This window comes from Klebsiella sp. ZJOU C1 (assembly GCF_035620215.1).
Lineage (GTDB): Bacteria > Pseudomonadota > Gammaproteobacteria > Enterobacterales > Enterobacteriaceae > Klebsiella > Klebsiella variicola.
Genome location: NZ_CP141644.1, coordinates 408,582 through 428,997, shown reverse-complemented (window position 1 = coordinate 428,997; position 20,416 = coordinate 408,582). Strand labels below are relative to the sequence as shown.

Genomic DNA, 20,416 nt, shown 5'->3' with positions numbered 1-20,416 from the left:
CTCTCTCATATTGAAGGGATAACCGTCGGGAGGCAGGCATGCAGGGCGTACCACCCCAATTTAGTGATGAAAAAGACCGCGCGCGCTTTCGCCATCTCGAACAGCTGCCCGGGGTGGAGCTTTACCACGCCCATATCTCTCGCTACGCCTTTGAACCCCATACCCACGAAGCCTTCGGCATCGGCGTGATTGAGCAAGGCGCTGAACGCTTTCGCTACCGCGGCAGCCAGCATATCGCCGCCGCGAACGCCATTGTCACCATGAATCCCGACGAGCTGCATACCGGCGAAGCGGAAACCGCTGACGGCTGGCGCTACCGGATGATTTATCTGGAGCCGGACCGTCTGGAAGCCATCACCGGGGTGCGCGACTGGTGGTTCAGCGAGGTGGTCCGCGAGGATCCCCTGCGTTCCCGACAGATTGGCCAGCTGATTTATGGCCTGTGGCATAGCGACGATCCGCTGGCCCAGCAGGGACTGCTGCTCGACCTCATCGACGCCTTCCGCCCTCTGGCCCACCATGCCTCTGCGCAGGGTGAGGCCGGGCATCGCTTCGACCGGGTGCGCGACTACCTGCACGATAACTATATGCGCCCCATCACCCTCGACGAGCTAGCGCAGGTGGCGGCGCTTAGCCCATACCACTTTCAGCGCCAGTTTAAAGCCCACTATCACGTGACGCCCCATCAGATGCTGATGGCCATCCGTCTGTGGCGCGCCAAAGCGTTTCTCACCCACGGTATGCCCGCCGCCGAAGTGGCGATAGCCGTCGGCCTCACCGACCAGTCCCACCTGACCCGCGCCTTCACCCTGCGTTACGGCATTACGCCGGTGCGCTATCAGAAGCAGGTCGCCAGGCGCTAATGCGCAATCTCATACAATATTCCTGCCCGGCCCCCTTCTACACTGCAGACCAACAGTGATGAAAACGGATGCAATGATGATTAGTGGTGTGCTGTACGCCCTGCTGGCGGGGCTGATGTGGGGATTAATTTTTGTCGGGCCTCTGCTGGTGCCAGAGTACCCGGCGATGCTGCAGTCGATGGGGCGCTATCTGGCGCTGGGCCTGATCGCCCTGCCGCTGGCGTGGCTCGGGCGCGCGCGTTTGCGCCAGCTGAGCCGCAACGACTGGTGGACCGCGCTGGGCCTGACGATGATGGGGAATCTTATCTATTACGTCTGCCTGGCCAGTGCTATTCAGCGCACCGGGGCGCCGGTCTCCACCATGATTATCGGCACGCTGCCGGTGGTATTGCCGGTGTTCGCCAATCTGCTCTACAGCCAACGCGACGGAAAGCTGCCGTGGCGGCGTCTGTTTCCGGCGCTGGTCTGCATCGCCGTGGGCCTGATCTGCGTTAACGTCGCAGAACTGCGCCAGGGGCTGCCTGATTTTAGCCCGTGGCGCTACGGCTCCGGCATCGCGCTGGCGCTGGGATCGGTGGCCTGCTGGGCCTGGTATGCCCTGCGCAACGCCCGCTGGTTGCGGGAAAATCCGCATCAGCCGCCGATGATGTGGGCTACCGCTCAGGCACTGGTCACGCTTCCGGTTTCGCTGGCCGGCTATCTCGCCGCCTGCGCCTGGCTGCACGGCCAGCAGGCCGGGTTTCCCCTGCCCTTCGGCCCGCGCCCGGCGGTGTTCATTACGCTGATGCTGGCCATCGCGGTGCTCTGCTCATGGGTCGGCGCGCTGTGCTGGAATATCGCCAGCCAGCGGCTGCCGACGGTGATCCTCGGCCCGTTAATCGTCTTCGAAACCCTGGCCGGACTGCTGTATACCTTCCTGCTGCGGCAAAGTTTACCGCCGCTGCTGACCCTGAGCGGGATCCTGCTGCTGGTGCTCGGCGTGGTCTCCGCCGTACGCGCCAGACCGGAAAAACCGATGCTGCAGCCGCTGACGGACGAAAAAAAGTAGCCAGGCCTCCTTAAGGGGTATTCCCTCGCCAAAAAGATGCATTTAAAATACATCTTATATTCCTGATGACGAGGTAACTGCTATGGCTTTCCGTGACCAACCTTTAGGCGAGCTGGCGCTGACCATCCCGCGCGCCTCCGCCCTGTTCCGTCAATACGATATGGATTACTGCTGCGGCGGCAAACAGACCCTGGCGCGCGCCGCATCGCGGAAAGCGCTGGATGTCGCGGTGATTGAAGCCGAGCTGGCGAAACTGGCCGAGCAGCCCCTCTCCCGCGACTGGCGCGCGGCGCCCCTCCCGGAGATTATCGACCATATCATCGTCCGCTATCACGACCGGCACCGCGAACAGCTGCCGGAGCTGATCCTGCAGGCCACCAAGGTTGAACGTGTCCACGCCGATAAACCGAACGTGCCGAAAGGGCTGACCAAATACCTGACCATGCTGCATCAGGAACTCTCCAGCCACATGATGAAAGAGGAGCAGATCCTGTTCCCGATGATCAAACAGGGGATGGGCACCCAGGCCGGGGGGCCGATCAGCGTAATGGAAAGCGAGCACGATGAAGCGGGTGAACTGCTGGAGGTCATTAAGCACATCACCCATAACGTGACGCCGCCGCCGGAAGCCTGCACCACCTGGAAGGCGATGTATAACGGTATCAACGAGATGATTGACGATCTGATGGAGCACATCAGTCTGGAAAATAACGTACTGTTCCCGCGCGCCCTTGCCGGAAAATAAAGAAAAAGGCGCCCGCAGGCGCCCTCGACATTGTCCGTCTTACTTTGGCCACTCCGGGTGGCCTTTTTTATTTCGCCAGACGTTTTTTGCCGGCAAACAGCCAGCCCGCGCCCAGCAGAACAAACCACAGCGGGGTGACCATCAGCGCTTCACGGGTATCATCTTCCAGGGTCAACAGCACCAGTACGAAGACGAAGAAGGCCATGCACACCCAGCACATGAATTTGCCCAGCGGCATCTTGTATTTGGACTTTTCATGCAGCTGCGGGCGCTTTTTACGGTAGACCAGATAAGAGCAGAGGATAATCGTCCAGACGAACATAAACAGGATCGCCGACACCGTGGTGATCATGGTGAACGCGGCAATCACGCTCGGGTTGACCATCAGCATGACCACACCGCCCAGCAGGCACATGCAGGAGAAGGTTAAACCCTTCGCCGGCACCGCACGCTTCGACAGCTTGGCGAACATCTTCGGCGCCTGACCATCCTGCGCCAGACCGAACAACATACGGCTGGTAGAGAACACGCCGCTGTTGGCCGAGGAGGCTGCGGAAGTCAGCACCACAAAGTTGATCAGGCTCGCCGCCGCCGGCAGGCCGACCAGCACGAACAGCTCAACGAACGGGCTCTTGCTCGGCACCACGGAGCTCCACGGCGTCACCGACATAATCACAATCAGCGCGAAGACGTAGAACATAATGATACGCAGCGGGATGGAGTTAATCGCCCGTGGCAGGGATTTCTCCGGGTCTTTGGTTTCGGCGGCGGTGGTCCCCACCAGCTCAATCCCCACGAAGGCGAACACCGCAATCTGGAAGCCGGCAAAGAAGCCGCTCAGCCCTTTCGGGAACCAGCCGCCGTCATTCCACAGATGGGCGAAAGAGGCTTCGACGCCGGTCGGCGATTTGAAATGCATCATGACCATCACCAGGCCGACGACGATTAGCGCCACAATGGCGACGATTTTGATCATCGCGAACCAGAACTCCATTTCGCCAAACATTTTGACGGTGGCCAGGTTCAGGCCCAGCAGCAGCAGGATCACCGCCAGCGAGGCGACCCAGTCGGAGAGTCCGGGAAACCAGAACTGCGCGTAGGCGGTAATCGCCACTACGTCCGCCATTCCGGTGACGACCCAACAGAACCAATAGGTCCAGCCGGTAAAGTAACCCGCCCACGGCCCCAGCAGATCGGCCGCAAAATCGCTGAAGGATTTATATTCGAGGTTCGACAGCAGTAATTCGCCCATGGCTCGCATAACGAAAAACAGCATAAAACCGATAATCATATAAACAAAAATAATAGATGGCCCGGCAAGGCTGATAGTTTTGCCAGAACCCATAAATAACCCAGTGCCGATCGCCCCGCCAATCGCAATCAGCTGAATATGTCGGTTTGTGAGATTTCGCCGTAGCGATTGTTCAGTCGGCTCCTGCTCAATAGCAGCGACTTTAACCTGATCTACCATGTGATTTCTTCCTGTTGTACCTGTCTGTGTTGTTCAGGCTCTGATGGCCCGTCGTCTGTCATTAACCCCAGCAAGGGCTAGTCGATATTAGGTAAGAATCGGAGGGATGAATACTATGATTTAGATATAATGTTAATTTTATGTTTAAAGTGAGTGTTATATCACTCATCCACCGCGAAATAGCTCACAAAAATACACCCATACGCGATGAATGCAAAACATAATTCTAATTAATTTTTAACTTAAGGATTTTACGCTATTTTTGCGGCTTCCCCCACCTCAGGGGAAGAGGAAGCCTCTGCTGTTTAGATAATATCCAGCAGTTCAACTTCGAAGATCAGGGTGCTGAACGGAGGAATCGACGCGCCAGCGCCGCGTTCGCCGTAGGCCAGGTTGTGCGGGATCGTCAGTTCCCATTTAGAACCGACCGGCATCAGGGTCAGCGCTTCAATCCAGCCGCTAATCACGCCGGTCACCGGGAATTCAGCAGGCTCACCACGGGCGACGGAGCTGTCGAAGACGGTGCCGTCGATCAGTTTGCCGGTGTAGTGCACGCGTACGCGGTCGGTACGTGCCGGGATCGGGCCTTCGCCCTGGGTCAGTACGCGGAACTGCAGACCAGATTCGGTGCTATTCACACCCTCTTTCTCGCGGTTTTCATCGAGGTATTTCTGGCCGTCGGCGGCCATGGCCTGGAAACGTTCGCGGCGTACGGCGTCAGCACGCTCGTGGATTTCACGCAGCGCACGGTGAACGGCTTCTACCGGCACCTGCGGCTGGTTACCTTCCAGCGCATCAGCGATACCCGCTACCAGCGCTTCCGGCAGCAGCCCCTGCAGGCCGGATTCGCTCAGCTGTTGTCCAACCTGCAAGCCGATACCGTAACTTGCCTGCGCTTCGATAGTGTCAAAAGTTGGGGTTGCCATCTTTGTTCCTTTTTGGGTGATAAACATCAAGAGAAAAGCGTGCGAAAGCATAACAGCCATAGCGAAATGGGTAAAACTTTGTCGGCGGATGATGACAAATCTCAGCGAAACAGAAACAATAGGTGGCAGCAGGTTAACTTTACTTTGTTCCGGTCATCAGGACGTTAGCCATCTATACTCATATGCAGGATAAAAATATGCGGAGCAGGAGGAAAGCCATGCCCGGGCGCTTTGAACTGACATCTACCCTGGCGAAGATCTGGCACGCCCCGGATCATTTTCGCCTCCTGGACCCGCTTCCCCCGATGCACCGCCGGGGTATCATCGCAGGCTTCCTGTTGGTCATTATCGGTATCCTTCTTCCTTCCGACGATAGCCAAAGCCCGGCGACAAACAGCCGCGAAGCGAACCTGAATCTTCAGTCGCAGTCCCAGCCGCAAGCTGGCGGCAATCAGGCCGTTCCGCTCCCGCCGATCACCAATACGCCGACCGTGAGCGATGCCGATCAGATGGCGCCCGTCGCCCCGGAGCCGATTCAGGACGAGCAGCCAGATCAGGCGCAGACGCAGCAGCCTGCTTCCCAACCGTATCAATCCTCGCAGCAGCAGTCCGCACCGGGCATTGAGCAGCAGTGGCGGACCTATCGCATCGAGTCAGGCAAAACCCTGGCCCAGCTGTTCCGCGATCATGGGCTGCCGGCCACCGACGTCTACGCGATGGCGCAGGTTGAAGGCGCTGGCAAACCATTAAGCACGTTGCAGAGCGGACAGACGGTGCAAATTCGGCAGAACGCCAACGGCGTAGTCACCGGCCTCACTATCGATACCGGCAACGGCCAGCAGGTGCTGTTTACCCGCCAGTCGAACGGCAGCTTTGTGCGTGCGCGATAGCGAAGAAGACGACAGCAAGCGTTACGCCGCCGCAACAAAATGAAAGGCGCTAAAAAGCAAAACGCCGGCACAAGGCCGGCGATTTGTTGTTACCAGAACGTCAGAGGCCGATTACTCAGCAACCACGTTGATGATAACTTTAGCGAATACTTCGCTGTGAACCTGGAAGTCCACTTCGTGCTCGCCAACGTTACGCAGAACGCCGTTCGGCAGGCGAACTTCGCTCTTAGCAACTTTAACGCCTGCTGCAGTAACAGCGTCAGCGATGTCGCGAGTACCGATGGAACCGAACAGTTTACCTTCGTCGCCAGCTTTGGACGCGATGGTTACGGATTCCAGGGCGTTGATCTGCGCAGCACGAGCTTCAGCAGCTGACAGAACGTCAGCCAGTTTGGCTTCCAGTTCAGCGCGACGTGCTTCGAAGAATTCAACGTTTTTCTTGGTAGCAGGAACAGCTTTACCCTGCGGGACCAGGAAGTTACGAGCATAGCCCGCTTTAACGTTAACCTGATCACCCAGGCTACCCAGGTTTGCTACTTTATCAAGCAGAATAACTTGCATTACCTTATCCTCTCAAAGTCGTATTAATGGACCGTGACCGATTACTGATGACGATCAGTGTACGGCAGCAGGGACAGGTAGCGAGCGCGTTTGATAGCGCGAGCCAGCTGACGCTGATATTTTGCACGGGTACCGGTGATACGGCTCGGGACAATCTTACCGCTTTCGGTGATGTAGTTTTTCAGCGTAGCGATATCTTTATAGTCGATCTCTTGAACGCCTTCCGCGGTGAAACGGCAGAACTTGCGACGACGGAAATAACGTGCCATATGGCTAGTCTCCAGAATCTATCAATTCAATCTGCTCGGCATGCAGAACCATTTTGCTCAAGCCGTTCTTTGCCTTATGGCAAGAGATGAACCCTCGAACGGTTACTGCGCTACCGACCGTTATACTGTGAGTAATGGCCTGGTTTTCGTGACCGCTAATAATAACGGGCATTTGACACCATGCCTGCCGGTGAAAACCGGCTTCCTCCTGCACTGAACGATGCTCAAGCACGAACTGGCAGTGAGGAATTCCTGACGGGCTGACCTTACGAAGTGGAGTCCTGCAAATAATGCCGGACAGCTCCAGACGGTTGGTCATCAGGATTACTCTTCAGAATCCCCAGCTTCAGAATCATCTGCGGTTTCGTTGGCGAAATCTTCGCGACGCTCACGGCGCTCGTCTTTCGCTTTAACCATCGGAGATGCTTCGGTAACAGCGTGCTTAGTACGCATTACCATGCTGCGGATAACGGCGTCGTTGAAGCGGAAGTTAGTTTCCAGCTCATCGATCGCTTCCTGCGGTGCTTCAACGTTCAGCAGAACGTAGTGAGCTTTGTGCAGTTTGTTGATCGGATAAGCCAGCTGACGGCGGCCCCAGTCTTCCAGACGGTGGATCGTACCTGCTGCTGCAGTGATTGCACCAGTGTAACGTTCGATCATGCCCGGAACCTGTTCGCTCTGGTCAGGATGGACCATAAAAACGATTTCGTAATGACGCATCGAATTGCTCCTTACGGATTATTCAGCCTCCTGTCTGGGTCAGCCGCGGCCCATGGAGGCAAGGAACGTGTTAAAGGGCGGCTGAAAAATTGACGCGTCATTCTAATGGCGCCCCCCCAGGAACACAAGCGGATTTGCACAAATAATTCGCACTAAGCGCCAAGTGGCGCTAAGTGGGTGATTTAAAATTAACCAATAAAGGAAGCGGCATTTTTTTGAACGACTGCATCAGAAAAGGTCGCCATGCGACGAACGCGCAGCGATTACACTTATATCAGAGCCAAACGACCACAGGAGAGCCCCCGAGTCAGCGTCAGGACTGTCAGTCAGGAGCGTAGTATATGAAACTGAAAATCATCGCCATGATGGCTGCGCTTTTCTTCAGCGCCAACGCGCTGGCAGCTATCCAAATCACCGAACGTCAGGCCCGCAACATGGACGACGTGCAGAGCCTCGGCGTTATCTATATCAATCACAATATGGCCACTGAGCACGAGGCCGAGCAGGCCCTTAGCCAGATGAGCGATGCGCAGGGGGCGAAATACTTTCAGCCTATCCTGATGCACGAACCCGAAACCAACGGCCCGCTTCGCGCCAGCGCGGTGATATACCGCTAACGCCTGCCCGATTCTTCGCCTCTCCTTGCGAGGGGCGAAGCGAGGTTTTCACCTAAACGCAATTGAGAATTATTTTACAAACCGACTTATCAGCGCCATCGCAACCTGATTTAATCAGCCACTCGCCATTTGATAATCAGGAGTGATTGATGGTTCCGCGTTTCGCCACCTTAGGCCGTATCCCCAAAGGCGTTTGGGTACTCGGCGGCGTCAGCCTGCTGATGGATGTCTCCTCCGAGATGATCCACAGCCTCTTACCGCTGTTTATGGCCACCACCCTCGGCGCCAGCGTGATAATTATCGGTCTTATCGAGGGACTGGCGGAAGCCACCGCCCTGATCCTGAAAGTCTTCTCTGGCGTAATCAGCGACTATGTCGGCAAGCGCAAAGGACTGGCGCTGCTGGGATACGGCCTGGGCGCGCTCAGTAAGCCGCTGTTTGCCATCGCCCCCACCGCCGGAGTGGTGTTTAGCGCCCGCATGATTGACCGCGTAGGGAAAGGTATTCGCGGCGCGCCGCGCGATGCGCTGGTTGCCGACGTCACCCCGCCGGAGATCCGCGGCGCCGCCTACGGGCTCCGCCAGGCGCTGGATACCGTTGGCGCCTTTCTCGGCCCGCTGCTGGCGGTGCTGCTGATGTTTATCTGGGCCAACGATTTTCACGCTATTTTCTGGGTGGCGGTCATTCCCGCCGTGCTCTCCATTCTCCTGCTCGGGTTTGGCCTGCAGGAGCCAAAATCTGCCATCGCACACAAACGCAGCAATCCACTGAAGCGCGAAAACCTGAAAAAGCTCTCCGCCGCCTACTGGTGGGTAGTCGCCATCGGCAGCATCTTCACCCTCGCCCGCTTCAGCGAAGCCTTTCTGGTGCTGCGCGCCCAGCAGATGGAGATCCCGCTGTTTACCATCCCGCTGGTGATGGTGGCGATGAACCTGGTCTACAGCCTCACGGCTTACCCGTTCGGTAAACTCTCAGACAGCATGAGCCACAGCAAACTGCTGCAGTGGGGACTGCTGGTGCTGATCCTCGCCGATATTGTGCTGGCGCTCAGCGGCCACTGGAGTACGCTGCTGCTCGGCGTCGCGCTGTGGGGGATTCATATGGGAATGACCCAGGGCCTGCTGGCAGCGATGGTTGCGCATACCGCGCCGCCGGAACTACGCGGTACGGCATTCGGTATGTTCAACCTGATGAGCGGCCTGGCGCTGCTGCTGGCCAGTACCGGCGCAGGGGTACTGTGGGAAACCTTCGGCGCCGCCTCGACGTTTTACGCCGGCGCGATAATTTGTATGGTCACGCTCATCGGCATGCGCGTGATGCCATCGGCCTATCGTCAGGATTAAAAACGGCTCCGGGGCCAGACCAGTTGCTTCACCGTGACGGTGAAAGCCCCGGAGCACGCTGTTTACTTCTGCCCATAGTAGGCGTTTGGCCCGTGTTTACGCAGAAAATGTTTTTTCATCAGCCAGCTGTCGATGGGCTGCAGCTGCGGATTAATGCCGCGGGCAATCCACGCCATGCGCGCCACTTCTTCCATCACCACCGCGTTGTGTACCGCCTCGTGGGCATCTTTGCCCCAGGCAAACGGCCCGTGCTGATAGACGACGATCCCAGGCGTATGCAGCGGATTCGACGCGCCCAGCGTTTCGATAATCACCTGCCCGGTGTTCAGCTCGTAAGCCTCGTCCACCTCCTGTGCGCTAAGCGCCCGGGTACAGGGGATATCACCGAAGAAGTAGTCCGCATGGGTGGTGCCGAGCGCCGGGATCGCCAGCCCCGCCTGCGCCCAGGCGGTGGCATGCGTCGAGTGGGTATGCACCACTCCGCCAAGGTCGGGATAACGACGATAGAGCGCCAGATGGGTGGCGGTATCAGAGGAGGGGCGATACAGCCCTTCCACCACGTTGCCCTCAAGATCCACGACAACCATATCGTCCGCCTTCATGGTCTCATAGGCGACGCCGCTGGGCTTGATCGCCACCAGCCCGCGCTGCCGGTCAATGGCGCTGACATTGCCCCAGGTGAAGGTCACCAGACCGTAGCGCGGCAGAGCCATATTGGCCTCGAACACCTGCTGTTTCAGTTGTTGCATTACGCCGCCTCCATCAGGCCCGCGCGGGCCATCCGCGCCTTCACCCAGTCACGTGCCTTCGCCACCTCCGCCAGCGGATCAGCGCTGGTTTCGCTCCACATCTCAATCAGATACGGTCCGCAGTAGCCGGTCTGCTTGAGCGTTTCGAAGCAGCGTTCAAAATCGACCACCCCTTCGCCAAACGGCACGTTTTTAAAGACGCCAGGTTTCGTGTCTTTGACGTGTACCGCCACGATATGCCCGCTCCCCGCCTTCAGTTCCATCTGGACATCGTTATCCCACGCTGACAGATTGCCGATATCAGGGTAAAGCTGGAACCACGGATTATTCAGGTAATGGGCGTAGCCTAAGGCCTTACTGATCGAGTTCATCAGCGGGTAATCCATGATCTCCATCGCCAGCGTGACCTGGGCACGGCTGGCCATTTCGACGCTCTGTTTCAGGCCATCGCGAAAGCGGCGGCGCGTCTCATCGTTCGCCTGCTGGTAATAGACGTCGTAGCCTGCCAGCTGGATCACCCGGATCCCCACATCCTGCGCCAGCTGGATGGCTTTACGCATAATTTCCAGCCCCTGATGACGCACCGCGTCGTCTTCACTACCCAGCGGAAAACGGCGATGGGCGCTAAGGCACATCGATGGTACCCGGACGCCGGTGTCAGCCACCGCCTTGACCAGCGCCAGACGCTGCTCGGGGCTCCAGTCCAGTCGCGCAAGGCGCACGTCCGTTTCATCGAGAGACATTTCCACAAAATCAAAGCCCAGCGCCTTCGCCAGCTGCAGCCGCTCCAGCCAGCACTCCCCGGCGGGGAGCGCTTTTTCATAGATGCCGAGCGGAATGGATTTCGCCAACATAACCGCTCCTTAACCCCACAGCTGGGCGATAGAGCGTTTAAACTGGCGCGCCGCTTCCACCGGCGAGGCGGCATCGCGGATGCTGCGCCCGGCAATAAAGACGTGAATAGGGATACCCGCGAACAGCGGCAGGTCTTCCAGCGCCAGACCGCCGGTGACAGTCACTTTGAAGCCCATATCGGACAAACGTTTAATCGCGCTGATATCCGCCTCGCTCCACGCCACGCCTGCCGCCTGTGCGTCGCGGCTGCGGTGATAGACCACCTGCTGAATACCCGCCTCGCGCCATGCCTGCGCCTGTTCCCAGGTCCAGAAGCCGGTCAGCTCAATTTGCACATCGCCGTTAAATTCTTTGGCGACGTCCAGCGCCCCTTTGGCGGTATTGATATCGGCACAGCAGATCACCGTGACCCAGTCGGCGTTGGCTTCAAAGCACATCCGCGACAGGATCTTGCCGGCGTCGGCAATTTTGGCGTCCGCCAGCACGATTTTATGCGGATACAGCGCCTTCAGATCGCGCACCGCACGCACCCCTTCGCCGACGCAAAGAATAGTACCGACTTCAATGATATCCACCTCTTCGGCGATCAGGCGGGTCGTTTCATAGGCACTGGCCAGCGTTTGGTTGTCCAGAGCGACCTGTAACATAGGTAATGACATGATGGTGTTCCTTTTAAACAGCCGCCGCGGTGGCGTTTTTGATTAAATCCAGCACTTCCTGCTCGCTACGGCAGGCGCGTAAACGGTCGAAATTGGCTTCATCGTCAAACAGGTTAACGATCTGCATGATGCCCACCTCCTGGTGAGTGGTGGCATCAACCGCCGCCATGGTGATCAGAATGTCGACCGGGTCGTTATCTTCGTGGTTGAAAACCAGCGGTTTTTTTAGCGTGACCAGCGCAAAGCCGGTTTTCCTGACGCCCTCTTCCGGCCGCCCGTGCGGCATCGCCAGCCCGGGGGCAATCACAAAATAGGGGCCGTGCTCGGCCACGCCGTCGAGAATGGCCTGGTAATAGCGCGGTTCCACGACGTCGGCGGCCACCAGCAGGTCGACGCCGATTTTTACCGCCTCCTGCCAGGTTTCCGCTTCCGCCTGCAGGCGAATGGAGTGGTTCTGCGCCAGCGATTCATGAAGTTTCATGGCCGCTCCTTATTTCACGTCCTGCGGGAAGTGAGTTTTAATCACCTCCAGCAGTTTTGGGCCGAAATCCGCCGGCGACAGCATATTGCGTACGCCCACCACGTGTTTATTGCCGGAGACGGTAATCTCCCCCGCGATATGGGTTGAAGCGATGATGATATCCGCGCCGTTCAGTTCGCTTTTGTATTCACCTACCGCGCAGCTGTTTACCGTGTGGTCGATGTTGGATTGCGTCAGGAACTGATCCACCTTCATTTTCATGATCATGGAACTGCCTTGCCCGTTGCCACACACAGCCAGAATACGTACGGTCATAATCAGAACTCCTTATTGGGCAGAGGCCTCTGCCAGTTGTTTTTCCGCGTCTTCCTCGGCACGCAGCGCGCGGCCGGCGAAGAACATATAAGCAAGTGCAATCAGGATGATGACGGCCATAAACGCCAGCCCGATGGAGGCGAAGCCCTGCATCATCGGCGGCGCCAGAATCGACCAGTCCGCCATCCCCATCCAGGCGCTCATACCGGTGAGCTTCACCGCCCATACGCAGCCGAAAATTTCAACCATGCCCATCACCAGGCAGATCTTGAGCGCCGCACGCCAGCCGCCGAAATGGTTGGCAAAAACGCCAATCGTCGCGTTGGAGAAGAACATCGGGATAAAGCCTGGAATAATCAGAATTGAAGAGCCGATGCCGACCAGAATGCCGACGGCAATCAGCTGGCCGATGGTGCCCCACATAAAGCCCCACACCACCGCATTCGGCGCAAAGCTGTAGATCGCGGCGCAGTCAATCGCCAGCACCGCGCCGGGGATCAGGCGTTGCGAGATGCCGTTGAAGGCTTCGGACAGTTCGGCGACGAACATCCGCACGCCCTGGGTAATGATGAAAATGGCCACCGCGAAGGAGAAACCGGTCTGCAGGATATAGACCGTCCAGTGGGTTTTGCCCGCCATCGCCTGCACCACATCAATACCGAAGGAAAGCAGGATCGCGCCAAAGAAAATGGTCATCACAATCGCGGTAGAGACGATGTTGTCGTGGAAGATATTCAGCCAGCCGGGCAGCTTGAGGTCTTCGACGCTCTCCTCTTTTTTCCCCAGATACGGCGCCACTTTGTAAGCAATCCACGAGGCAAACTGCTGCTGGTGACCGATGGAAAAACCGCAGCCGTCGGTGACCAGTTGGGTAGGCTTGAACATCATGTTGGAGGTGATCCCCCAGTACAGAGAGACCAGTACCGCGGTGCAGATAATGGTCGTCCACATCCCGTAACCAAAGATGAAGAACGAGACCGCAATCAGCCCCGCCTGCTGAAACATGATATGGCCAGTCAGCATGATGGTGCGGATACCGGTAATGCGGCGCAGCAGGACGTAACAGATGTTCAGCGCCAGTGCCAGGAGCACCGCATACCCTACCCAGCTGTAGGCCTCGCCCATCCGGTCGATGGTCGCCATCATCGAGGCGTAAGTATCGGAAATCGCGCCATTGATGCCATAGACCTCTGACATTTTCGCCACCACCGGCTTAAAGGTGCTGGTGAGGATGCCGGAACCGGCTTGTAACAGCATGAAACCAATGATGGTTTTGATCGTACCTTTGATAATCACGCTGACGCTTTTACGCAACAGGATATAGCCAAGGCAGGTCACGATACCCAGCAGCAGCGGGGCATTGGTCATGACCTGATTAAAGAAGACGGTAAAGATGTTGTAGAGGATCTCCATAACACACTCCAGAAGAGGAAGGCTTTGAACGCGCATGTCGCTCAGCAGTTGTCGTCGCCCTCACTCTAATAATCAAAAATAATCACAACAAGATTGAATTTGATTAAATGTGACGTACGCCGCAATAATCCTCACTTTCACTCTGGTCATTACCAATTATGTACGTAGACACACAAATAAACATTTTTAAATCATATAGATAAAACAACATCTAACGTCAATTTGAGCGGATGGAGCCCGGAAATTATGCGCGACGCCTCGCAAAAATGCAGGAAAACGAGATTGCAATCTTGAAAACACAGTGACAACATAAATCAAAACCAATCAAATACTGATCACTTTTGAAAATGCATGAGGAAGACCGCGATGAGTAAAGTCCAAACCATCACCCGAGAATCATGGATCCTGAACACTTTTCCGGAATGGGGTAGCTGGCTGAATGAAGAGATTGAACAAGAGCAGGTTGCGCCAGGCACCTTCGCCATGTGGTGGCTGGGCTGTACCGGCATCTGGTTAAAATCCGAGGGTGGGGCTAACGTCTGCGTCGATTTCTGGTGCGGCACCGGTAAACAGAGCCACGGCAATCCGCTGATGAAAACCGGCCATCAAATGCAGCGGATGGCGGGGGTGAAGAAACTGCAGCCGAACCTGCGCACCACCCCGTTCGTGCTCGATCCGTTCGCCATTCGCCAGATTGACGCCGTACTGGCGACCCATGATCATAACGATCATATTGACGTCAACGTCGCCGCCGCCGTGATGCAGAACTGCCCGGCCGATGTGCCCTTTATTGGGCCGAAAACCTGTGTCGACCTGTGGATCGGCTGGGGCGTACCGAAAGCGCGCTGTATCGTCATGAAGCCCGGTGATGTGGTGAAGATCAAAGACATTGAGATCCACGCGCTCGACGCGTTCGATCGCACAGCGCTGATCACCCTCCCGGCAGATCAAAAAGCCGCCGGCGTGCTGCCGGACGGCATGGACCAGCGCGCAGTCAACTATCTGTTTAAAACGCCGGGCGGCAATCTCTACCACAGCGGCGATTCCCACTACTCCAACTACTACGCGAAGCACGGCAACGAGCATCAAATTGACGTCGCCCTCGGCTCGTATGGCGAGAACCCGCGCGGCATCACCGACAAAATGACCAGCGCCGATATCCTGCGTATGGCGGAGTCGCTCAACGCTAAAGTGGTGATCCCGTTCCACCATGATATCTGGTCAAACTTTCAGGCCGATCCGCAGGAGATCCGCGTCCTGTGGGAGATGAAAAAGGATCGTCTGAAGTACGGCTTCAAGCCGTTTATCTGGCAGGTCGGCGGCAAATTTACCTGGCCGCTGGATAAAGACAATTTCGAATATCACTACCCGCGCGGCTTCGATGACTGCTTTACCATTGAGCCGGACCTGCCGTTCAAATCCTTCCTGTAAGCCGCCTCCGGCAGGCACTGCCTGCCGGAAATACCCCGCCGCAGGGTTAGTATTTTCACATGATTTCAAATATCATCTTTGCCGTTCACTTTTAATCGGATTCGCTCATGACGGAAGCGCAAAGGCACCAAATTCTGCTGGATCTGCTCGCCCAAACGGGGTTTGTTACCGTAGAGCAGGTGATGTCGCGGCTCGGGATCTCACCCGCAACCGCCCGACGTGATATCAACAAGCTGGATGAAAGCGGCAAACTGAAAAAGGTTCGCAATGGCGCGGAAGCCATTAGTGAGCAGCGCCCCCGCTGGACGCCAATGAACATCCACCAGGCGCAAAATCTGGATGAAAAAGTGCGTATCGCACGCGCCGCTTCGCAGCTGATCGCGCCGGGGGAAAGCATCGTCATTAACTGCGGCTCCACCGCCTTTCTGCTGGGGCGGGAACTGTGCGGTAAACCGGTGCAGATCATCACCAACTATCTGCCGCTGGCTAATTATCTGATCGATCAGGAGCACGACAGCGTGATTATCATGGGCGGGCAGTATAACCGCAGCCACGCCATCACGCTCAGCCCCCACGGTAGCGAAAACAGCCTGTATGCCGGGCACTGGATGTTCACCAGCGGCAAAGGACTCACCGCCGAAGGGCTCTACAAAACCGATATGTTGACCGCCATGGCCGAGCAGAAAATGCTCAACGTGGTCGGCAAACTGGCGGTGCTGGTCGACAGCAGCAAGGTCGGCGAGCGCGCCGGGATGTTATTCAGCCAGGCCGGGCAAATTGACGTGGTGATCACCGGGAAACAGGCTGATGCCGCAATCCTCAAACAGCTTGAGGATCAGGGCGTCAGCGTGATCCGCGTTTAAAGATGCTGGCGGAAAAAGGCGACCGTCGCGGCCAGCGCCTCTGGCGTAATGCGATGGCGGACGCCCTTTTGCCAGACGCAGGTCAGCCTGGCGGTAAGATCGCCTTGCCGGAGCGCCTGCTCAAGACGGAAGGTCTCTTCCGGCGGCACCACATCGTCAGCGTCCCCATGCCAGAGCAACAGCGGCCGCCGGGCAAGGGACGCCAGCTGATGGCTGACATCCCATTCGCGGAGACTGTCAGCATCAAAGCCAGGCGAGGGAAACAGGGTTTGCGACAGCGAACGAAAATAGCCCGACCCCATCAGACAAGCGACGCTGTTCAGTTCGGGATGGTGCGTCATGATGCCCAGCGCCGTCATCCCTCCCATCGAGGCGCCAGCCACCGCCAGCCGCTCTCCCTCCAGCCATCCCTCGGCGATAATCGCCTCGCGCAGCGCGGGAAACTCCCTGAAATTCTGCTGCAGGATCGGCCAGAAGCGCTGCATCCGCCCGGCCTCGTCGCCCTGATAACGCGCCCCATGCTCCGGCGCATCCGGCATGATCACCCGGAATCCGGCCTCGGCCAACGCCACCGCAAAGTAGCTGTAGACCAGCTTCGACGAGGTAAAGCCATGATAAAAAACGATACAGGGCAAGGGTTTATTCAGACTCTCCTGCGGGCAGGCATGCAAAATTTCACCGCCGCCGAGGTTGCGCATTTCTAGTGCAATCATTTATCGTCTCCCTTCTCTATCGTGGTAAGGCGTCATGGGAAAATTCATTCACCGGGCAACCCAGTTTGCTACGATTCATAATGTTGAGAACCCGGTTACGCTTTCACAACATTTTCATTCGAAAATCGCGTCAGAGATAACAGTTCGGGAACATTCCCCGGCAATCCTGTTAAGGCTACCACTACACTATCACTATCAGGAAACGAGATATGGTTATGCGCAGGTTTTCACCGTGGTTACTGGCTATCGTCCTCAGCGGGTGTAGTGCCTTGCAGGGAACGCCGGAAGCCCCGCCGCCCGCCACCGACCATCCGCAGGAGATCCAGCGTAACCAGACGGCTGGCCTGCAGAAAATGGCCACGGTGAGTGTGCTGATGTACGGTTCGCCGATGGATGTCGAAGCGGCGCTGAAGGCCAAAGCAGAAGCGGCCAAAGCCGATTACTACGTCATCATCATGATCGATGACACCATGGTACCCGGCCAGTGGTATTCGCAGGCGATCCTCTATCGTCGATGACGAGGCGGCGTCTTTAAATCTGCTTTACACAGCTTTGCGTCCATTCACGTTCTCCTGTGCATAATAACGTTCGGCCAGCCACCTGGCAGGACGTTAGCAACGGACTGCCCTTGGGACTACGTGAAATGGAGCTGACGATGAAACGATCTTTTACCCTACCCAGCCTGCTGTTTACCGCTGCGACGGCCAATACGTCCGCGCAGTCAGCCGAATTCGCCAGCGCGGATTGCGTCACTGGCCTGAATGAAATCGGTCTGATCTCCGTCACTAATCTTTCCGGCAGCCAACAGGATGTGGAGCACGCCATTGCCCGCAAAGCGGACGAGCAAGGCGCCTCCTGGTATCGCATTATTCAGATGTACGAAGAACAACAGCCGGACAGCTGGCGCGTACAGGCCATTCTCTACGCCTGAGGCGCCTGGCGCCCGCGCCCCATGGCCCGCAGCAGCAGGTCGTCGAGGGTCGGCGCATCAAGACGCATGCCGCCGCGGGTGTCGAGCATCATCCGACACCAGGCTTCAGCCAGCGGCGGCGAAGCGTGGCGCAGCATCTGCGCCCCCGCGCCAAGACGATAGACCAGCCGGGCAATCTCTCTCCCCTGCTCTTCGGCGGGCCGTCTCAGCAGCTGCTGCAGTTGACGCCACGCGCGGTCGAGATGGCGATTCTGTCCTTTCACCTCCGCGCACTCTGCCGCCAGCAGCTCCATCGCCGTCGGCTGCTTGCTGAGCACCCGCATGACATCGAGACACATAATGTTGCCGGAACCTTCCCAGATGCTGTTGACCGGCATCTCACGGTAGAGGCGCGGGAGTTCGCTCTCCTCGCAATAGCCGATGCCGCCGAGCACTTCCATCGCCTCGGCGACAAACGGGATGCCGGCCTTACAGATGGCAAACTTGGCCGCCGGCGTAAACAGGCGCACCCATGCGCTTTCCCGGGCATCCTCCCGACGGTCCCAGGCGCGAGCCAGGCGAAACAGAAACGCGGTTTGCCCCTCCAGACGCAGCGCCATTTGCCCCAGCAGCTGGCGCATCATCGGCTGATCGACCAGGTTTTTGCCAAACGCCTGACGCTGTAGCGCGTGATACAGCGCCACCGAGAAGGCGCGACGCATCAGGGCATGGCTGCCCAGCGCGCAGTCAAAGCGGGTCAGGCCGCCCATCCTGAGGATCTGCCGCACGCCGTCGCCCTCTTCGCCCACCAGCCAGCCGCAGGCATCATAAAACTCCACTTCACTGCTGGCGTTGGAGCGGTTGCCGAGCTTCTCTTTTAAGCGTTCAAGACGCACGCCGTTGCGCTGCCCGTCGGGCAGCAGACGCGGCACAAAGAAGCACGACAGTCCCGCGGGGGCCTGGGCCAGCACCAGGTGGGCATCGCTCTGCGGCACTGAGAAGAACCACTTGTGTCCCACCAGCCGGTAAAACCCTTCCGCCGTTTTCTCCGCGCGGGTGGTATTGCTCAGCACATCGGAGCCCCCTTGCTTCTCGGTCATCCCCATGCCGATCAGCAGGCCGCGCTTCTGGCCGCCAGGCGCGAGGTGGGGATCGTAACGGTCGCTCAGCAGCGGCGACAGCCAGTCGCGAAAGGGCGCGGGCAGGGCGTGCTGCAGCAGGGGCGTCGCGGCGAAGGTCATGGTAATCGGGCACAACGTCCCGGCCTCCACCTGGGCATGAAGCAGAAAGCGGGCGGCACGCGCCACAAACGCGCTTTCGCGGGCATCCTCCTGCCAGGCGAGGTTATGCACCCGGTTCGCGCACAGCCCCTGCATCAGCAGGTGCCAGGCGGGATGGAAGCGTACGTCGTCCAGCCGGGCGCCAGTGGCGTCATAGCGCAGCAGCTCCGGTGGGTTACTGTTGGCCAGGCGTCCCAGCTCCAGCGATTCGGCGGTCCCCAGCTGCTGGCCAATGCTGGCGAGCAGATCGCCATCCCAGCCGGCGCCTTCGCGGACCACCGCTTCACGCAAGGCGGTATCGGACAGGAAAAGATTGCTGTTATTCAGCGGAGTCGGTTGATTAAAAACGGTGTGCGTTTGCCAGTGCATCGTGTCTCCCTCCATCAATGGCGATAGCCATAAGTATGGTTTTCCAGGGGGATTCTCGCCCGCGAAAGCGGTCACAAAAAAGCCATCCCGGAGGATGGCTTTTTTGGATTCGTCGACGGTTCAGCTTAGCTGCGCTGGCGTACCGCTTCAAACAGGCAGATGCCGGTGGCCACCGAGACGTTCAGCGAGGAGACGCTACCCGCCATCGGGATGCTGATCAGCTCATCGCAGTGCTCGCGGGTCAGACGACGCATACCTTCACCTTCAGCGCCCATCACCAGCGCCATCGGGCCGGTCATTTTGCTCTGGAACAGCGTATGGTCGGCTTCGCCAGCGGTCCCGACGATCCAGACGTCCGCTTCCTGCAGCAGACGCATGGTACGCGCCAGGTTGGTCACGCGGATCAGCGGGACGTTCTCCGCCGCGCCGCAGGCCACTTTCTTCGCCGTCGCATTCAGCTGAGCGGAACGATCTTTTGGCACGATCACCGCATGCACACCAGCGGCATCAGCGCTACGCAGGCAGGCGCCGAGGTTGTGCGGATCGGTTACGCCGTCGAGGATCAGCAGGAACGGCTGATCGTGCTGCGCCAGCAGATCCGGCAGATCGTTCTCCTGATACTGACGTCCTGGCTTCACGCGGGCAATGATCCCCTGATGCACCGCGCCTTCGCTCTTCTCATCGAGGAACTGGCGGTTGGCCACCTGAATCACCACGCCCTGCGCTTCCAGGGCATGGATCAGCGGCAGCAGGCGCTTATCCTCACGGCCTTTCAGAATATAAACTTCCTGAAAACGCTCAGGTGCGCGTTCCAGCAGTGCCTGCACCGCATGGATGCCGTAAATCATTTCACTCATTGATGTACTCGTTTTAGGTTCTGTTATCCGTCCCCTTCACCCCGTTCTGCGCCAGCAGACTGCTGGGG

General features: G+C 57.9%; 25 protein-coding genes. 10 read left to right on the top strand and 15 right to left on the bottom strand.

The window, feature by feature from the left end; translation table 11 throughout:
- Positions 1 to 38: 38 nt before the first annotated feature.
- The 3 genes from SPE70_RS02045 (at position 39) to ytfE (ending at position 2,656) form a co-directional block, all read left to right on the top strand.
- Complete coding sequence (locus SPE70_RS02045; protein ID WP_012543102.1) at positions 39 to 863, top strand: AraC family transcriptional regulator; 825 nt, start codon at positions 39 to 41, stop codon at positions 861 to 863.
- Positions 864 to 939: 76 nt separating this feature from the next.
- Positions 940 to 1,911, top strand: coding sequence for a DMT family transporter (locus tag SPE70_RS02040; RefSeq protein WP_023323512.1), 972 nt, complete (start codon positions 940 to 942; stop codon positions 1,909 to 1,911).
- An 82-nt stretch (positions 1,912 to 1,993) separates the two neighbouring features.
- Entirely contained in the window at positions 1,994 to 2,656 is a 663-nt protein-coding gene (gene ytfE / locus SPE70_RS02035; RefSeq protein ID WP_008807169.1) for an iron-sulfur cluster repair protein YtfE, read from the top strand.
- Positions 2,657 to 2,723: 67 nt separating this feature from the next.
- Here ytfE and cycA read toward each other — a convergent pair whose 3' ends face one another.
- Complete coding sequence (gene cycA, locus SPE70_RS02030) at positions 2,724 to 4,127, bottom strand: D-serine/D-alanine/glycine transporter (RefSeq protein ID WP_008807170.1); 1,404 nt, start codon at positions 4,125 to 4,127, stop codon at positions 2,724 to 2,726.
- Positions 4,128 to 4,432: 305 nt separating this feature from the next.
- Positions 4,433 to 5,053, bottom strand: coding sequence for an FKBP-type peptidyl-prolyl cis-trans isomerase (gene fklB, locus SPE70_RS02025; RefSeq protein ID WP_064170536.1), 621 nt, complete (start codon positions 5,051 to 5,053; stop codon positions 4,433 to 4,435).
- 218 nt (positions 5,054 to 5,271) lie between these two features.
- Between fklB and SPE70_RS02020 the strand changes: the two genes are divergently transcribed.
- The gene (locus SPE70_RS02020; RefSeq protein ID WP_022064856.1) at positions 5,272 to 5,943 is read left to right on the top strand and encodes a LysM-like peptidoglycan-binding domain-containing protein; all 672 of its coding nucleotides are present in this window, start codon (positions 5,272 to 5,274) and stop codon (positions 5,941 to 5,943) included.
- A gap of 111 nt (positions 5,944 to 6,054) precedes the next feature.
- Here the strand turns inward: SPE70_RS02020 and rplI are convergent, their stop codons facing one another.
- The 4 genes from rplI to rpsF are packed head-to-tail and all read right to left on the bottom strand — an operon-like array spanning position 6,055 to position 7,493.
- Complete coding sequence (rplI, locus tag SPE70_RS02015; protein WP_008807173.1) at positions 6,055 to 6,504, bottom strand: 50S ribosomal protein L9; 450 nt, start codon at positions 6,502 to 6,504, stop codon at positions 6,055 to 6,057.
- Positions 6,505 to 6,545: 41 nt separating this feature from the next.
- Positions 6,546 to 6,773, bottom strand: coding sequence for a 30S ribosomal protein S18 (gene rpsR / locus SPE70_RS02010; RefSeq protein ID WP_000135199.1), 228 nt, complete (start codon positions 6,771 to 6,773; stop codon positions 6,546 to 6,548).
- Between the two features lie 4 nt (positions 6,774 to 6,777).
- Positions 6,778 to 7,092 carry a primosomal replication protein N gene (gene priB, locus SPE70_RS02005; RefSeq protein WP_002885722.1) on the bottom strand — a complete coding sequence of 105 codons (315 nt, stop codon included), beginning with the start codon at positions 7,090 to 7,092 and terminating at the stop codon, positions 6,778 to 6,780.
- A gap of 5 nt (positions 7,093 to 7,097) precedes the next feature.
- Positions 7,098 to 7,493, bottom strand: a complete 396-nt coding sequence (rpsF, locus tag SPE70_RS02000; protein ID WP_008807174.1) for a 30S ribosomal protein S6 — start codon at positions 7,491 to 7,493, stop codon at positions 7,098 to 7,100.
- Positions 7,494 to 7,834: 341 nt separating this feature from the next.
- Here rpsF and SPE70_RS01995 point away from each other — a divergent pair, with 341 nt between their 5' ends.
- Positions 7,835 to 8,110, top strand: coding sequence for a YdgH/BhsA/McbA family protein (locus SPE70_RS01995; RefSeq protein ID WP_002885689.1), 276 nt, complete (start codon positions 7,835 to 7,837; stop codon positions 8,108 to 8,110).
- Positions 8,111 to 8,259: 149 nt separating this feature from the next.
- Entirely contained in the window at positions 8,260 to 9,453 is a 1,194-nt protein-coding gene (locus SPE70_RS01990) for an MFS transporter (RefSeq protein WP_048964019.1), read from the top strand.
- Between the two features lie 62 nt (positions 9,454 to 9,515).
- Here the strand turns inward: SPE70_RS01990 and SPE70_RS01985 are convergent, their stop codons facing one another.
- From SPE70_RS01985 to ulaA, 6 genes are read right to left on the bottom strand one after another with little or no spacing between them, the layout of a single operon-like run.
- Positions 9,516 to 10,202: an L-ribulose-5-phosphate 4-epimerase gene (locus tag SPE70_RS01985; RefSeq protein ID WP_048964020.1), complete on the bottom strand. Its 687-nt coding sequence runs from the start codon at positions 10,200 to 10,202 to the stop codon at positions 9,516 to 9,518.
- Positions 10,202 to 11,056 (bottom strand): L-ribulose-5-phosphate 3-epimerase, encoded by an 855-nt coding sequence (locus SPE70_RS01980; protein ID WP_008807178.1) that lies wholly within the window; start codon positions 11,054 to 11,056, stop codon positions 10,202 to 10,204. Before SPE70_RS01980 ends, SPE70_RS01985 begins: the two co-directional genes overlap by 1 nt.
- A gap of 9 nt (positions 11,057 to 11,065) precedes the next feature.
- Complete coding sequence (ulaD, locus tag SPE70_RS01975; protein WP_008807179.1) at positions 11,066 to 11,716, bottom strand: 3-keto-L-gulonate-6-phosphate decarboxylase UlaD; 651 nt, start codon at positions 11,714 to 11,716, stop codon at positions 11,066 to 11,068.
- Positions 11,717 to 11,729: 13 nt separating this feature from the next.
- Entirely contained in the window at positions 11,730 to 12,197 is a 468-nt protein-coding gene (gene ulaC / locus SPE70_RS01970; protein WP_023323509.1) for a PTS ascorbate transporter subunit IIA, read from the bottom strand.
- Positions 12,198 to 12,206: 9 nt separating this feature from the next.
- The gene (ulaB, locus tag SPE70_RS01965) at positions 12,207 to 12,512 is read right to left on the bottom strand and encodes a PTS ascorbate transporter subunit IIB (RefSeq protein ID WP_023291723.1); all 306 of its coding nucleotides are present in this window, start codon (positions 12,510 to 12,512) and stop codon (positions 12,207 to 12,209) included.
- 12 nt (positions 12,513 to 12,524) lie between these two features.
- Positions 12,525 to 13,925 carry a PTS ascorbate transporter subunit IIC gene (gene ulaA / locus SPE70_RS01960; protein ID WP_012543107.1) on the bottom strand — a complete coding sequence of 467 codons (1,401 nt, stop codon included), beginning with the start codon at positions 13,923 to 13,925 and terminating at the stop codon, positions 12,525 to 12,527.
- A gap of 366 nt (positions 13,926 to 14,291) precedes the next feature.
- Between ulaA and ulaG the strand changes: the two genes are divergently transcribed.
- Together ulaG and ulaR are read left to right on the top strand one after the other, a co-directional pair.
- On the top strand, positions 14,292 to 15,356 hold the full coding sequence (gene ulaG, locus SPE70_RS01955; protein ID WP_008807182.1) for an L-ascorbate 6-phosphate lactonase: 1,065 nt from the start codon (positions 14,292 to 14,294) through the stop codon (positions 15,354 to 15,356).
- Positions 15,357 to 15,463: 107 nt separating this feature from the next.
- Positions 15,464 to 16,219 (top strand): HTH-type transcriptional regulator UlaR, encoded by a 756-nt coding sequence (gene ulaR, locus SPE70_RS01950; protein WP_008807183.1) that lies wholly within the window; start codon positions 15,464 to 15,466, stop codon positions 16,217 to 16,219.
- On the opposite strand, the gene yjfP is transcribed toward ulaR, so the two are convergent.
- The gene (gene yjfP / locus SPE70_RS01945) at positions 16,216 to 16,932 is read right to left on the bottom strand and encodes an esterase (RefSeq protein WP_023296924.1); all 717 of its coding nucleotides are present in this window, start codon (positions 16,930 to 16,932) and stop codon (positions 16,216 to 16,218) included. The two genes, ulaR and yjfP, sit on opposite strands and share 4 nt — an antisense overlap.
- Before the next feature lie 209 nt (positions 16,933 to 17,141).
- Between yjfP and bsmA the strand changes: the two genes are divergently transcribed.
- Complete coding sequence (bsmA, locus tag SPE70_RS01940) at positions 17,142 to 17,450, top strand: biofilm peroxide resistance protein BsmA (protein ID WP_008807185.1); 309 nt, start codon at positions 17,142 to 17,144, stop codon at positions 17,448 to 17,450.
- A gap of 137 nt (positions 17,451 to 17,587) precedes the next feature.
- Positions 17,588 to 17,863 (top strand): DUF1471 family protease activator YjfN, encoded by a 276-nt coding sequence (gene yjfN / locus SPE70_RS01935; RefSeq protein WP_008807186.1) that lies wholly within the window; start codon positions 17,588 to 17,590, stop codon positions 17,861 to 17,863.
- Here yjfN and SPE70_RS01930 read toward each other — a convergent pair.
- Together SPE70_RS01930 and rlmB are read right to left on the bottom strand one after the other, a co-directional pair.
- Complete coding sequence (locus SPE70_RS01930; protein WP_324726445.1) at positions 17,854 to 19,491, bottom strand: isovaleryl-CoA dehydrogenase; 1,638 nt, start codon at positions 19,489 to 19,491, stop codon at positions 17,854 to 17,856. The two genes, yjfN and SPE70_RS01930, sit on opposite strands and share 10 nt — an antisense overlap.
- Before the next feature lie 125 nt (positions 19,492 to 19,616).
- Positions 19,617 to 20,348, bottom strand: coding sequence for a 23S rRNA (guanosine(2251)-2'-O)-methyltransferase RlmB (gene rlmB, locus SPE70_RS01925; RefSeq protein ID WP_022064854.1), 732 nt, complete (start codon positions 20,346 to 20,348; stop codon positions 19,617 to 19,619).
- Positions 20,349 to 20,416 lie beyond the last annotated feature (68 nt).

Bases quoted from the DNA above. Each gene is read 5' to 3' on its own strand.
- SPE70_RS02045 (WP_012543102.1), top strand. From the start codon at position 39: ATGCAGGGCGTACCACCCCAATTTAGTGATGAAAAAGACCGCGCGCGC.
- SPE70_RS02040 (WP_023323512.1), top strand. From the start codon at position 940: ATGATTAGTGGTGTGCTGTACGCCCTGCTGGCGGGGCTGATGTGGGGA.
- ytfE (WP_008807169.1), top strand. From the start codon at position 1,994: ATGGCTTTCCGTGACCAACCTTTAGGCGAGCTGGCGCTGACCATCCCG.
- cycA (WP_008807170.1), bottom strand. From the start codon at position 4,127: ATGGTAGATCAGGTTAAAGTCGCTGCTATTGAGCAGGAGCCGACTGAA.
- fklB (WP_064170536.1), bottom strand. From the start codon at position 5,053: ATGGCAACCCCAACTTTTGACACTATCGAAGCGCAGGCAAGTTACGGT.
- SPE70_RS02020 (WP_022064856.1), top strand. From the start codon at position 5,272: ATGCCCGGGCGCTTTGAACTGACATCTACCCTGGCGAAGATCTGGCAC.
- rplI (WP_008807173.1), bottom strand. From the start codon at position 6,504: ATGCAAGTTATTCTGCTTGATAAAGTAGCAAACCTGGGTAGCCTGGGT.
- rpsR (WP_000135199.1), bottom strand. From the start codon at position 6,773: ATGGCACGTTATTTCCGTCGTCGCAAGTTCTGCCGTTTCACCGCGGAA.
- priB (WP_002885722.1), bottom strand. From the start codon at position 7,092: ATGACCAACCGTCTGGAGCTGTCCGGCATTATTTGCAGGACTCCACTT.
- rpsF (WP_008807174.1), bottom strand. From the start codon at position 7,493: ATGCGTCATTACGAAATCGTTTTTATGGTCCATCCTGACCAGAGCGAA.
- SPE70_RS01995 (WP_002885689.1), top strand. From the start codon at position 7,835: ATGAAACTGAAAATCATCGCCATGATGGCTGCGCTTTTCTTCAGCGCC.
- SPE70_RS01990 (WP_048964019.1), top strand. From the start codon at position 8,260: ATGGTTCCGCGTTTCGCCACCTTAGGCCGTATCCCCAAAGGCGTTTGG.
- SPE70_RS01985 (WP_048964020.1), bottom strand. From the start codon at position 10,202: ATGCAACAACTGAAACAGCAGGTGTTCGAGGCCAATATGGCTCTGCCG.
- SPE70_RS01980 (WP_008807178.1), bottom strand. From the start codon at position 11,056: ATGTTGGCGAAATCCATTCCGCTCGGCATCTATGAAAAAGCGCTCCCC.
- ulaD (WP_008807179.1), bottom strand. From the start codon at position 11,716: ATGTCATTACCTATGTTACAGGTCGCTCTGGACAACCAAACGCTGGCC.
- ulaC (WP_023323509.1), bottom strand. From the start codon at position 12,197: ATGAAACTTCATGAATCGCTGGCGCAGAACCACTCCATTCGCCTGCAG.
- ulaB (WP_023291723.1), bottom strand. From the start codon at position 12,512: ATGACCGTACGTATTCTGGCTGTGTGTGGCAACGGGCAAGGCAGTTCC.
- ulaA (WP_012543107.1), bottom strand. From the start codon at position 13,925: ATGGAGATCCTCTACAACATCTTTACCGTCTTCTTTAATCAGGTCATG.
- ulaG (WP_008807182.1), top strand. From the start codon at position 14,292: ATGAGTAAAGTCCAAACCATCACCCGAGAATCATGGATCCTGAACACT.
- ulaR (WP_008807183.1), top strand. From the start codon at position 15,464: ATGACGGAAGCGCAAAGGCACCAAATTCTGCTGGATCTGCTCGCCCAA.
- yjfP (WP_023296924.1), bottom strand. From the start codon at position 16,932: ATGATTGCACTAGAAATGCGCAACCTCGGCGGCGGTGAAATTTTGCAT.
- bsmA (WP_008807185.1), top strand. From the start codon at position 17,142: ATGGTTATGCGCAGGTTTTCACCGTGGTTACTGGCTATCGTCCTCAGC.
- yjfN (WP_008807186.1), top strand. From the start codon at position 17,588: ATGAAACGATCTTTTACCCTACCCAGCCTGCTGTTTACCGCTGCGACG.
- SPE70_RS01930 (WP_324726445.1), bottom strand. From the start codon at position 19,491: ATGCACTGGCAAACGCACACCGTTTTTAATCAACCGACTCCGCTGAAT.
- rlmB (WP_022064854.1), bottom strand. From the start codon at position 20,348: ATGAGTGAAATGATTTACGGCATCCATGCGGTGCAGGCACTGCTGGAA.